Genomic DNA, 12,992 nt, shown 5'->3' on the forward strand with positions numbered 1-12,992 from the left:
TGTAAAGCAAGACAACTCGCCCTTTGGGAGCGTGCCACAGTGCCGATTTCATTGTCAAACAACTTGGTAAGAGTTCACTATTACGCTGCGTTATTTTCCTTGAATTCAACACGGTGGCATCGCTCTGAATCCTGCATTTTGAAGTCACTTGGGTATAAATGGATTCACCCACAACTCAATAGAGTTGTGGGTCCTTAAACCTATTCTTTATTCAAGGTTTACTTACTGAGATTGTAAAATCAAAATGGCATTTGACGGTAGAGATCTACCACTGTAATTTCACTCCTTAGAAATTGGCGTGCTAAATCTGGTGCTTGATTCAGGTAGTGTGCAGTCGGACTCAATCTGAATTGCATCGTCATTTTTTCGTGTGGTTCAAGAGGTAGGCTTTCTAGTTCATCGTCGACTTTGTCAACGAAAGCTTGTTGCTCTATAGGAGACATAGGCCCGTCTTGGTCGACGTCAATTGAGGGAGATTCAAGTGTTTCTATTGATGCCGTCTCGATACTTGATGAAGAAGCGAGTGTTTCTATTGATGCTGTCTCAATGCTTGAAGAGCTCAATGTTTCAATTGACGCAGTTTCAATACTTGATGAAGTGCTACTGGCGATAGATGCCGTTAAACTATTTACTGATGTTACCGAATTTGCTCTTGGTATAACGCTTGTCCCGCCAAGTGCCTGATAGGGGATCCTTGGCTTGGCAATATTCGTCGCTATTCTCGATAAACTCATTGATGCTCCACCAAATGCAGGAGCGCTAAATATAGCGCTTAGCCACATAAATGGGTCACTCACAAATTCTTTGGTTGGCCGATTGAAAAATGCGTTAAATCTCTGATTTGGGGTTGGTGGTGGACTAGCTTGAATGAACGCGTAGCGCAAGTCGTCATTCATGCTTGTTGGGTCGGGCACTCTTTCAGCATCTATGTAATCAAAATCAGACAAAAGCAAATTGGTTCTTTTTATGACCTCTGCCTCTGAGGTTCCGAATTGTGCGGCAGCGTGGACGACTTCATGTGTAATAAGGCGCTGAAGCGTAAATTCGCTCTCAAGTTGAGCTACGGTAGTATAAGGCATCCCTAATTCGAGTAGGTTTATTTGAATCCACTTTTCCTCAAAGTCAACATAACTACCTTTGTTATCCTGAAGTGTAGTCAAATTGATGGTATAGCCGTTGTCTGCACTCTGTAGGAAGTGTCTTACATCCTCATCTGTATTGTTGTAGGCTAATTTTCTTAATACGTCATACGCTTGAGATAAAACCTCATACTCATTGTTAGAGCCGTTTTTCACTCGGTTAACCGAAGCCCCCGGAGCAAATTGCTCTCCTTTTTTTCTATCAATAATCTTAAAAACGGTACGAGAATTAACACTCGGTAAATAGGCTTCAAGAAAATATTCCTCTGGACATTGAGTGAGCCAACTTTGGTATTGGTTATTATCTACACTGGTGTAATCGATACCGTATTTCCCCTCACTATTTAAATATAGAATTGGATGAAAACCTATATTGAGTTGCGTACTTTCTCCTGCGATGTGAAAGACATCATATTGGTTTGGGTGAACGCATATTGGGTTAACTGTGTGTAAATTTTCAATGCTTTCAGATTCTGGCTGGGCGAAACAGTTTTGACTAAAATACGTTAATTGTGTCAGTGATATTATTATTAGTTTATTTTTCATAATTAATCTATAGTTTTAAAAAATTTAAAGTGATATTTTCTTATTGATTGGGATTTGATTTAATTACTGATATTTGTGTTTTTATTGCCATTGTTATTCTTATGTCATTATTTTAAGGTACATTGCTTCCTGGTTTTTTTGCAAGAGATTTCATTTATTTCATCAATTTAATTTTTTATCTAATGAGTATGTTTCATTTTGTTTTAATATGTTTTTTTATATTAATGCTGGTGGGTTTTTTTGTGTCTATATTTAATTGGTTTTTAAATTAATCCGTCATTTTAAAATTTAACCATAAAATAATCATTATCTTATTGAAAAGGTATTCTCGTATTTTAATCTTTTAGTTTGACAATAAAAATATTATTAATGATTATATTTTTAGGTTTACATACAATTCAATGCTCAGACCAGATGTTTTTCGATAGTAATAGCCGCCCCGTTGTTTTGGTTATGACAGATATAATCATCGGTACTTTTGGTTCAGGCTTATCGTTTATTTATCGCGATGGTGATTGGCTGTAAGAATCGCAAGATGATTGGGATGATCGCTTCTTTGTTCACTCGACGCTTTCACTTGATCCCCATGCACCAATGTTTTCACGCTAAACGGGCAGATTTAAATTAATTGAAGTTGGGAACATAAAAGAAACATCAAAGGTGTGTATTCATCCGTTCAGTCTAAAACTGCACGAATATTTCATTTCTATAGATGCTGCTTTAACCGAGTAAGCTTTTGCGCAATTTTGACTCGCATGTTGAATTAAGTAATTATCAACAAGCAAAAGCATAAATGCCTTGCCTGTCAAGCAAGTCATTCTCGCTGAACCTAGCATCTTGAGGTTACTTGGGTATGTACAATGTCGGATAGACCTGTACCGCGATCGAATAGTTATACCGGGTAGGTTTCCTGATAAGAAAAAGGTAGTTATTTTGTCACTCTGACAAATTAACTCCGTCTCTTAGCATAAAGTTCGAGTCTATGAAAAACGATTTCATAGCCTAGCTCTTTCGCTATTTTTTCTTGAATGGTCTCTATTTCGTCAGAGACAAACTCGATCACCTCACCAGTTTCGATATCAATTAAATGATCGTGGTGCGGTTTATTGGCGAGCTCAAAGCTGGTATTTGAGCCTTCAAATTCATTTTTAATTACGGCGCCGCATTCGACTAAAACGGTGACAGTACGATAAACGGTAGCAAGAGAAACGTGACTCATTAACTTGTTCGCTCTTCGATACAAGGTTTCAACAGTCGGATGGTCATCGGAGCCTGCTAACGCAGCTAAAATGGCCGTTCGCTGCTGAGTAATACGTATTCCCTCAGTTCGTAGGGCCTGTTCGAGGTATTTGATCTGTATCGTCTTATCAATATTGCTTTTTTTTTGTTTCGTTGCCATAAATCATCTGTTTTTAGCGTATTTTATTGTTGCAAATAACAATTGGTTGTTTTAACGTTACTGCAAATGAGAATCAATCTCAAGACTGTGTCAATAATAATGCTCGTTTCACTCCCACAGAGTGAACGCAGCTCAAATTTTTCAAGGAGAAATGTATGACTAGGTTTAAGCTGGCAGCGGTATCTTCCGCTCTTTTGTTTGCACTTTCACCTATTGCAAATGCCAGCGATGAGAAGATGAAGGTTGTGACTACATTTACCGTCTTAGCTGATATGGCTGCGAATGTTGCCGGTGAAGCTGCAGACGTCGTCTCTGTTACTAAGCCTGGCGCCGAGATCCATGGGTATGAGCCGACACCGAAAGACATTGTTAGAGCATCAGATGCGGATCTGATTCTATGGAATGGGATGAACTTGGAATTATGGTTTGAACAGTTCTTATCCAATCTAAAAGATGTACCTGCTGTAACCCTGACGGACGGTATAGAACCGATCCCTATTACTTCAGGTGCTTATAAAGGAAGACCCAATCCCCATGCTTGGATGGGGCTGGATAATGCGCTTATCTACATCGATAATATTGTTAAGGCTTTTATTGAACAGGACCCTGACAACGCAGCTATTTATATAGAAAATGCTAAAACATATAAAGAAAAGTTACGAGCAACCATTGGACCATTGAGGGATCAAATTGCAAGTATACCAGCTGCAGATCGTTGGTTGGTGACGTGTGAGGGTGCATTCAGCTATCTGGCGAAAGACTTTGGACTCAAAGAACTCTACCTCTGGCCGATGAATGCTGATCAAGTGGGAACACCTCAGCAAGTACGCTCTGTGATTGATGGAGTTAATAAAAATCACATCCCCGTGGTATTCTGTGAGTCGACTGTAAATACATCGCCAGCGAAGCAAGTTGCAAGGGAAACAGGAGCAAAATACGGTGGGGAACTCTTTGTTGATTCTCTTTCTACTACCGATGGGCCCGTACCAACGTATTTAGATTTATTAACAGTGACATCCGAAACCGTGGCAAAGGGCCTAAATTCGGCAAAGTAATTGAAGTAAGGCTGTAACAGGCCAGATAGGAATCATTCCTCAACTAGATTTTTTGGAGCCAAACGTCTGTGATGAACGAAAGAAACTTGGGAATATCAGCGAGCGATGTGACAGTAACGTATCGCAACGGACACACAGCCTTGTATGATGCAAGCTTCTCGGTACCACCGGGTTCGGTGACGGCTTTGGTTGGCGTTAATGGAGCAGGTAAGTCGACTTTGTTCAAAGCGATTATGGGTTTCGTTCCCATGGCGCAGGGGGATATTACTATAATGGGAGATAGTGTTAAGAAAGCACTTAAAAATAATACTGTTTCCTACGTTCCTCAATCTGAAGAGATAGATTGGAGCTTTCCTATTTTAGTTGAAGAAGTTGTGATGATGGGACGTTACGGTCACATGGGCTGGTTGCGTAAGCCCAAACAGTCCGACTATGCGGCGGTTGACCAAGCTCTAGAGCGCGTAAATATGACGGAATACCGCAAGCGTCAAATTGGTGAGCTATCCGGAGGCCAAAAAAAGCGAGTTTTCCTTGCTAGAGCCTTGGCTCAGGAAGCTAAAGTAATTCTACTCGATGAACCTTTTACTGGCGTTGATGTTCAGACTGAGCACCAAATTATCGCCCTCCTCAAATCGTTGCGGGAGGAGGGGCACGTTATGTTGGTATCGACTCACAATCTAGGCTCAGTGCCTGAGTTCTGCGACAGAACTATTATGGTCAACAAAACCGTTATTGCTTCTGGCCCAATTGAAACTACTTATACTCAGCAAAATCTGCAACGTGTGTTTGGCGGTGTGTTACGGCACCTTACTCTTGGTGGAGATACGTTACACCATGATGAAGACTCAAGAGAACTTATCATACTTACCGATGACGAACGTCCTTTTGTTCAATACGGAGGTAAGGCCGTAACAACGAAAGAAAGGGATTCTGGCAATGACTGAGTTATTGTTACAACCCTTCAGCTACGGCTACATGAACAGTGCCATGTGGGTATCCGCACTCGTCGGTGGAGTCTGTGCTTTTTTATCGTCATACTTGATGTTAAAAGGCTGGTCACTGATTGGAGATGCATTGGGGCACTCTGTTGTTCCAGGCGTTGCCCTTGCGTATATGATAGGGCTTCCTTTTGCGTTCGGTGCATTTATCTCAGGTGGTATTGCTGCTGCAAGTATGTTGTTTCTTTCAGAACGTTCAGGGTTGAAAATTGATGTGATAATAGGACTAGTATTCACTTCCTTTTTTGCGCTAGGTCTATTTCTTATTTCAGTCAATCCGATATCTGTGAGCGTCCAAACTATTACCATGGGTAACATTTTAGCGATTACACCTGAAGATACCATACAGCTCGCTTTAATAGGTTGTATCACACTGATTGTATTGCTCGCAAAATGGAAAGATCTCATGGTAACTTTTTTTGATGAGAGTCATGCGCGTTCGATCGGTCTGAATCCTCCTCTTTTGAAGGTGATCTTCTTTACTTTACTATCAGCATCTGTTGTTGCCGCAATGCAAACAGTTGGAGCATTATTGGTTATAGCTATGGTTGTCACTCCCGGCGCAACAGCATATCTTCTGTGCGATAGGTTTCCAGTGTTAATCATAGTGTCAGTTTTAGTGGGTAGCATAACAAGCTTTTTGGGTGCTTATATTAGCTTTTTCTTAGACGGTGCAACAGGTGGCATTATTATCTGTCTACAGACACTCATTTTTATGATCGCTTTCTTCTTTGCACCTAAACATGGTTATTTTGCCGCAAAAAGGCGTGCGAAAAAAGCGCTCAACGAATATCGACACGATAGCCAATCAAGTAACGACAAAACGTCAACCGTTGAGGAGTGCTAACAATGGATATTTTGCAACCATTTCAGTTTCCATTTATGCAGAACGCTTTTTTGATTTGCTTGATTGTTGCACTACCTACGGCTCTACTATCTTGCTTTTTGGTTATGAAAGGGTGGGCGTTAATGGGTGATGCTGTAAGCCACGCAGTTCTCCCAGGAATTGTTGTCGCGTATGTACTAGGTTTACCTTTGTTACTAGGAGCATTTATTGCTGGGATGCTGTGTAGTGTTTTGACAGGTTTCTTGTCTGAAAATTCAAGGATAAAACAAGATACGATCATGGGAGTGGTGTTTTCGGGGATGTTCGCGTTTGGGATAGTACTTTACGTAGCATTAGACACCAATGCACATCTTGACCATATATTATTCGGTAATATGCTTGGTGTTGATCTCCATGAAATTACCACATCAGCAATTATTTCTTTTGTGGTTGTATCCGGGATAACCCTATTTTGGAAAGATTTTTTACTTCATTCATTTGATGAAGTACAAGCAAGAGTAAGCGGGCTAAACGTCACTGTACTTCACTATACGATACTCACTTTTCTCTCCCTAACCATAGTCGCAACGCTGAATGCTATTGGTCTTATTTTGGCAATCAGTTTACTTATCGCTCCTGGCGCAATCGCCTTTTTATTGGTAAGAAAATTTTCCAATATGCTTTGGGTTGCTTGTATTATTAATCTAGCCACTATGCTGATTGGCGTTTATATTAGTTTCCATATTGATAGTGCTCCAGCCCCAACGATCGTATTAATCCAAAGCACACTATTTATTATTGCTTTGATACGAAGGTTATTGATAACTAAAAGACAGACAGGTGTAGTGAAAGCCTTTGAATCAAAATCAGTTTAAGTATATGCCCAACGAGCTACTCGAGCGTGTCGTTTAGCTCTAAATCCACATAAGCTTATTTCTTGAAGTTACTCGGAAGTGTCAGGCATCAAAAATGACAATAGTAATACTTAAACCCCTTATCTTACCTCATCTCAATATATCATATTTAAATAATTAACCCTTTAAAATATATTATATTAAATATAATCCATACTAGTGTTTAATTTATGGATTGATATTAATAATAAATATCATTAACGTATGATTATCAATCACAACTGAATAGTTAAATTTATTGTAATGATTGGGAAGCCAGAAAATAAATTATATTAAATATTAGTGTTGAACTTATAGACATGATTAAATAATAATAGATAATGTTCATATAAAAATTACACTTACATATTTATTTATAATTATTTTTTCATGGACTTATACTTCATGTTTATTTTCATATTTAGGTTTTGATTATAATCCTGTTTTAGATTAGAGGACTATTATCTAGCATTGCCACATTTGGCTAATGGAATGAAGTGATTATTATCAATTTTAATAATATAAAAGAGAGAGGAAGAAATCGTGCAATACGATGATGCTGCAGTTATAAAGTCAGGTATCCCAAAAGCGCATGCTACTGTATTTCAGCAAGTGGCGAATGAGTGTGATACGATTATTATTTCAAGATCAGTTGGTAAATATGCCACTCAGCTTATTGAAGAAAGTTATGCAACGAAAGGATTTCATGTAAAAACTAAATCATGTAACTGGGGACCAATGGCAGGCTTTGTTCTTGCCGACCCTCGCTTTTCAAAGAATGGGGCAGATAGAAATGCTCAAGACAGCCAATATAAAAGTACAATGAGTGCAATCATTAACCATGGAGCCACACTAAAGGGGCTCTATATTACAGAGAACAGGCGCAGTGCACTTCCTCTTTTATTTCAGGGTGATGCAACTACGAGTTACAGTGAAACCTATGTCTGTAATGGTGAACGTTTAATCACAGCTAGAAAAAACGATACCATATTAGAATTTGTGCTCAAGCGTCAATATAATGTGCCTGGGGCAGGTTCCATCCCCCTTTGGGCTGTGTGTTATCGTGACAATAAAAAACTTCCGGCTAAAAGGTTTCTTGGAGCAGTTGTCGAGACAACAAATTTTGGTGTTCTAAATCAGGTAATGGGGCTTACCGACCCAAGAGGGCATAAACCCACCATGGCGACATATCGCGGAGTTATGACTGGAGACTATGATTTGTGGGGATGCTTTCCTAAAGTTTCTGTTTATGAACCTGAGGGGCTGGATGCACGAATGGTCCCTAATTCAAACTCCCAATTGTTTAACTACAAGATGTTTAATCGGTTTGAAGATAAGCATAGGGGTAACATTACTCAACGTATACAGACAATACGTCTCTCACTCAATAATAAGTTTAAACATACAGGCTATCGCGGTGGGGACTTGGTTCACCACAGTGATGAGGCAGGAAGACCAATGGTTGATAATATAGAATACGATTCGATTGCATTCATCCCAAACCAACCAATCATGTATTTTGAGAATCGGTTAGACTACGACGCATTTATTTCACGCTCGAGAAAACTGGGTTATCAAACAATTCTCAACGCTTGGTGGCACCTCATCAGCGCTGTTGGTGAGGAAAGGTTTAGGAATGATATTCTTGATGCACGGAAAGGTCACGTCAATGCTCTTGGCTTCATCAAAGAGAGAGCTCACCCCCTTCTTCAAAGAAACAACGCTGTGTGATAAAAATTAAACTAGGGCTTAATGCCCTAGTTTAATTTTTGTAAAATTGAGTAGGGTTATAACCATAAGATCAGCTACTTTTTGATCTTAGTGGCTTTATATGATTTGTATGAAAACAAAACGATGCTTTAACTTACTGCTTTATATAATTCTTCTTTTATTAGAAGCTTTGTTACATTGAGATCCTGTTCAAAATTATTTAATTATTTACAAATAGAAAGTAAATTTTCTTCAAAATTAATAGAGAGTACTAATTTGTATTATTAGCAGAGTATAGTTAATTTAAAAATCGAGAAGACACTCATTATTGTTAAAAATTTATGTTTCACTTTGATATTGGTCTCATAAAATCAATTAAATCATAAAAATTATTTTGCACCTAAAATTAATTTAAAACCAATATTATCAATTACTTAAAATTGAATAATTACTTCAATTTTATTTATTTTCTCTAATAAACAATAGTTTACCCATTTATTGATAAATATATTTAAAGAGTGTAACTAATTGTAAGCACTATTTTGTGCGGTTTAAATATGAAGTTAATAAGTGTTTATTGTTATTCACATGTTAGCCATATCATGGTTAATGAATATAATTCTTTAGGGATAATATAATGAAAAATTTTTCAATTAGGACGTTAATTTTTTTCCATACTCTTGCTATGGGAACACTTTCTTTTCCAGCTTCGGCTAATATTAATTCTGGAACTGTTTTAGATAATTCTCACTCAGCGAAAGTTCATGATCTTGTTGGTAATTTTCGACAGACAAGACATGCATCTGGATATTTGACCTATACCGGGGGACAGATATTAGGTAATACAGATAACGAATTTACACTACAGGTTGGGCCCCACGATACAAGCATTGGTACTGTGATAGGGACTTCAAATTTGTCATTCAATCCACAGGAAATCGACTGTGTCCGAGGGTTGCATTTGTCATTAACAGTCAATGAAACTACGCCTTTTTCGATAAGTCCGACTTGTGAGGCTCTTTTAAAAACCGACCTTAAACGCACGTTTTCACATACAGTTGCAACGCTTGAGGTGCCGATCTCCGAAGTACCTATTGATCCTGCCGGTGTGTTTAAACTGGGTGTGAAGGTAGGTGCTGTATTGAAAACCGGAGCAGACTTCGCTGCGGGTTTGGAAGTGGGAGGGTTTGACAAGCCGAATAACCCAATAGAAATCAACGGGAATCGCCGACCTGACTTTGTTTACGCTTCTGTTAGGCCTTTTGTTTCTGGTGATGCAACGGCCAAAGGTTACGCCATGCTTAACTCTATCGTTAAGACTGTAGAAAAAGGAGTGAAAGGTAAAATTAACTTAATCAATGCTGGAACAAAAGCACACGCTGAAGCGGGAATAACATACCGAGAGGGCAGCTCTGAGGATTTCCAATATTATACACGCCTTAAGTGGGACGCTAGTGCTAAGGGCGGAGATGGTGAAATAGGCTTGTACTGTAAGGTAAAAGCATTTGGAATTGCAGATATTTTCAATGCAGAGACATCGCTCGTCAGTTGGTCTCCAATTTGGGAGCTTGAGCATACGATTTACGACAAGAAAACTTACATTTAAAGCCTAATTGGCACGAGCAAACTACTCGTTGCTGTCTATTGGGGTAGTAGTTGTTAATGTATTTACTTGGAACTTTACATGAAACCAATCATTTTATTATTAGCTCTAATTTTTATTAGTACATCGGCATTTATGGCTTTTCAACAAAATAATAAGTGGGAAACCTCAATAGACATACCGATAAAGGTAATTAAGGAAAATGAAGAATTGTACTCGACCAGTGAAATGACCAACAATTCGCAAGCTATTCAGCCCGCAACTATTCATCGTTATCGAGTGATTATTACAACGACAATGGGAAATGCCAAAACTCAATTGGGCGAGGTAGTATATCGATTTAACTTGGCACTGAAACCGACCAATGATCATTCAGGTGTCTACCTAGGTCAGGCCTATGGTATCCAATGGGGATCCAATTCATTCGGAGGAAACCGCCTTAAATTTCTACCGTTTACCGTAAAGTTTTTAGACGGTTCTTTCGAGGATGTTGATTTATTGGGATTGGATGCTGCTCATCCTATGACAATTATTAACTCAATATTTACGCAGTTTTCTTACTTTTTAGGTCATAAAACATTACAGTTAGCTGATGGAAAGCATCGTTTTCATTTTGTAAGAAAAGATGCATTTACCTTTGAAAGAGAATGGCTTGGTCCTGTTATTGAGCCAAAAAATTACCAAGTTGTAAAACAACAAGAACTGTGGAAATTGAATCACGATACTTATGGGTTCCCAGTAACATTGGCATATACTCATACCCGAACTTTTGATTATCAAAACCAAGAACTGACGGTTATTCAACAAACTAACATTTTACCCATATCCGATAAAACGACGATCAATTGGTCTATGAATAAATATAGGACTAACACTAATCAATATTTGAAGGAGCTAGTAACTGAAAATACCAACAAGATTGGTGAAGTAAATGAAGCTAATTTCAGAGAGCAATTCAAGCTATATTCAGATTCACCTAGTTTAGACAACGCAAATAATGTCGGAATTTATATTGTCCAACAAGGTATTAATATGGTGAAAAATCTAATTGAAAACGGCGGTCTAACTGATCATCAGCAATCACTTTTAATTTTTGCGTTAGAACGATCACAGGTTCCTGAGGGTGAGTATATTCTTTCTCAATTGATAGAAGACGACTCATTAGACGAGCAAAATCGACTACGTGCAATCATGTCGATATCAAAAATGGGGGAGGTGAACTCGGCCCAAGCTCTAGAGACCCTAAAAACCGCAAATAATATGGGTAACCAAATTATTTCAGAAACAGCATTGATTAATATCGGTATTTTAGGAAGCCAATCGGAAGCTTTAAAAACTGATGTCTCGATATATCTAAGCGAAAAATTACAATCAAGAGAAAGCCCTTACCTGACATTAATTTCTATCGATAATTTAAAAGATGGCTCGTTGGATGATCAAGTTTCCGACTATCTTCAAAGTGAAAATTTTGATGAACGTATGATTGCTGCAAGAGTGTTATCAAGAAACCCAGAAATGCAACCGTTGCTTAATGAGCAACTTTTAAAAGACAGCAACCCGAACGTAGTACGCGAAATTTTGAAAGTCTATTTATCAGAGCCAGGTATGCAGTTATTTGACTCGAGCTATCAAGACCGGCTTCGTAAGCGTATTATGGAGGAAAGCCTCTCCACGCCAACAAAAGAGATGCTTTTTGAATATTTACTCGCAGGGTCCTCTAATGAACTTGAATACAGAGATGTAGCAGAAAATCTGTACCAAGAGGAAGGATTATCTGAATCCACAAAAGAGAAACTTAAAAGGCTTCTTCTTCAATAAAATTACTTCACTTACACAGATACAAGAAACAATTATATCTACTTACCTCAGTATAACGATATGTATTTTGAGTTTATAGCATTGACTACAAATGGGCGTGTCAATTTTTAAGAGGTTTCTTATAACGAATTTCTCCCCTTGTGATCGAAATTAACGCTTTACTAAAGACTTGCAGTAATCATCAAATTTTACATAGATTATATGTGTTAGAGTGTATATAGAATGAAGCGTTAGTCCGAAATTAATTTGAATAATGATGGAAACCTATTTAATCAACATCGAATCATAAGTGTTGTCTATAGCGAGTTTAAGTCGATTTATTTGGAAAGTTGCTGACCAAAGGCAGCATTCATGACGCTCAATAGCTACGAACGAAAAAAACCAACCCAATTATAAAAGAATCACTATGCGCAAACTTATTGCCTATCATTATTTAGTTTTCTTCATTGCTCTTACAATAAGTTTTGCCTCTTTAGCCAATGATAACAACTGTAGACAGGCGCCAGCAGGGCTATGCGTTGTTTACCTGAATACCGATAATAGCTATGTCAACGTGTGGTTTGATGATGAGATTATGGTTGATATTTTGGTGGTTGGCTATGATGTAAGCTCATGGCGCAGTTGGTTTCTGATTAGAACTAGGAGGGCCTCTTTTTACTCTTTTCAAATTGCAAATTTAGCTGACTATGACGATAGCCAGAATGAAAGTGTTTGGTTTACAGCATATCGATCTCATGGGGCCGAATGTTGGTATAGGGCCGAGAGAGTATATTTTTATGACCGTTGGGATGGTGCAGACCGTCTCGTAGTACTGAATGATTTCCCAAACAGTGAGGCTTATCATATAGATGTAGATATGATGGTTAGCAGAGTTAACGAAAAGTCACCGTTTATTGACCATGATGGGCAATCGATAACTTTTTGTGGGGAAGCTTTTCACTAACCCAAATGGTTGAATTTGGTTGCTTGAGTCTTTCTATGTTTGTTGCTCTATCGTATACAGCT

The 12,992-nt window shown here is 38.4% G+C and carries 10 protein-coding genes and 1 pseudogene; 9 read left to right on the forward strand and 2 right to left on the reverse strand.

All coding sequences use genetic code 11. The annotated features are described in order from the left end of the window. Nucleotides 1-198, forward strand: a pseudogene (locus RH40_RS20980) (hypothetical protein); the annotation flags it as partial. Between the two features lie 41 nt (nucleotides 199-239). Here RH40_RS20980 and RH40_RS04610 read toward each other — a convergent pair. Next, nucleotides 240-1,685, reverse strand: a complete 1,446-nt coding sequence (locus RH40_RS04610; RefSeq protein ID WP_039954243.1) for a hypothetical protein — start codon at nucleotides 1,683-1,685, stop codon at nucleotides 240-242. Nucleotides 1,686-2,634: 949 nt separating this feature from the next. Next, nucleotides 2,635-3,084 carry a Fur family transcriptional regulator gene (locus tag RH40_RS04615; RefSeq protein ID WP_009600206.1) on the reverse strand — a complete coding sequence of 150 codons (450 nt, stop codon included), beginning with the start codon at nucleotides 3,082-3,084 and terminating at the stop codon, nucleotides 2,635-2,637. Between the two features lie 155 nt (nucleotides 3,085-3,239). Here RH40_RS04615 and RH40_RS04620 point away from each other — a divergent pair, with 155 nt between their 5' ends. From RH40_RS04620 to RH40_RS04655, 8 genes are all read left to right on the forward strand, one after another. Next, nucleotides 3,240-4,139: a metal ABC transporter substrate-binding protein gene (locus RH40_RS04620; protein ID WP_009600207.1), complete on the forward strand. Its 900-nt coding sequence runs from the start codon at nucleotides 3,240-3,242 to the stop codon at nucleotides 4,137-4,139. Between the two features lie 71 nt (nucleotides 4,140-4,210). Beyond that, a complete protein-coding gene (locus RH40_RS04625) occupies nucleotides 4,211-5,083 on the forward strand; it encodes a manganese/iron ABC transporter ATP-binding protein (RefSeq protein WP_009600208.1) in 873 nt (290 codons plus the stop codon). Then, nucleotides 5,076-5,984 (forward strand): metal ABC transporter permease, encoded by a 909-nt coding sequence (locus RH40_RS04630; RefSeq protein WP_009600209.1) that lies wholly within the window; start codon nucleotides 5,076-5,078, stop codon nucleotides 5,982-5,984. The genes RH40_RS04625 and RH40_RS04630 overlap by 8 nt, the downstream gene beginning before the upstream one ends. 2 nt (nucleotides 5,985-5,986) lie before the next feature. Further along, nucleotides 5,987-6,838: a metal ABC transporter permease gene (locus RH40_RS04635; protein ID WP_009600210.1), complete on the forward strand. Its 852-nt coding sequence runs from the start codon at nucleotides 5,987-5,989 to the stop codon at nucleotides 6,836-6,838. Between the two features lie 561 nt (nucleotides 6,839-7,399). Further along, nucleotides 7,400-8,587, forward strand: a complete 1,188-nt coding sequence (locus tag RH40_RS04640) for an anthrax toxin-like adenylyl cyclase domain-containing protein (protein WP_009600211.1) — start codon at nucleotides 7,400-7,402, stop codon at nucleotides 8,585-8,587. 616 nt (nucleotides 8,588-9,203) lie between these two features. Continuing rightward, nucleotides 9,204-10,172, forward strand: coding sequence for a hypothetical protein (locus RH40_RS04645; protein ID WP_009600212.1), 969 nt, complete (start codon nucleotides 9,204-9,206; stop codon nucleotides 10,170-10,172). Between the two features lie 78 nt (nucleotides 10,173-10,250). Next, a complete protein-coding gene (locus tag RH40_RS04650) occupies nucleotides 10,251-11,987 on the forward strand; it encodes a HEAT repeat domain-containing protein (RefSeq protein ID WP_009600213.1) in 1,737 nt (578 codons plus the stop codon). A gap of 406 nt (nucleotides 11,988-12,393) precedes the next feature. Next, on the forward strand, nucleotides 12,394-12,930 hold the full coding sequence (locus tag RH40_RS04655) for a hypothetical protein (protein ID WP_009600214.1): 537 nt from the start codon (nucleotides 12,394-12,396) through the stop codon (nucleotides 12,928-12,930). The last annotated feature ends 62 nt before the right edge of the window (nucleotides 12,931-12,992 follow it).

It is taken from the genome of Vibrio caribbeanicus ATCC BAA-2122 (assembly GCF_000165125.1).
GTDB lineage: Bacteria > Pseudomonadota > Gammaproteobacteria > Enterobacterales > Vibrionaceae > Vibrio > Vibrio caribbeanicus.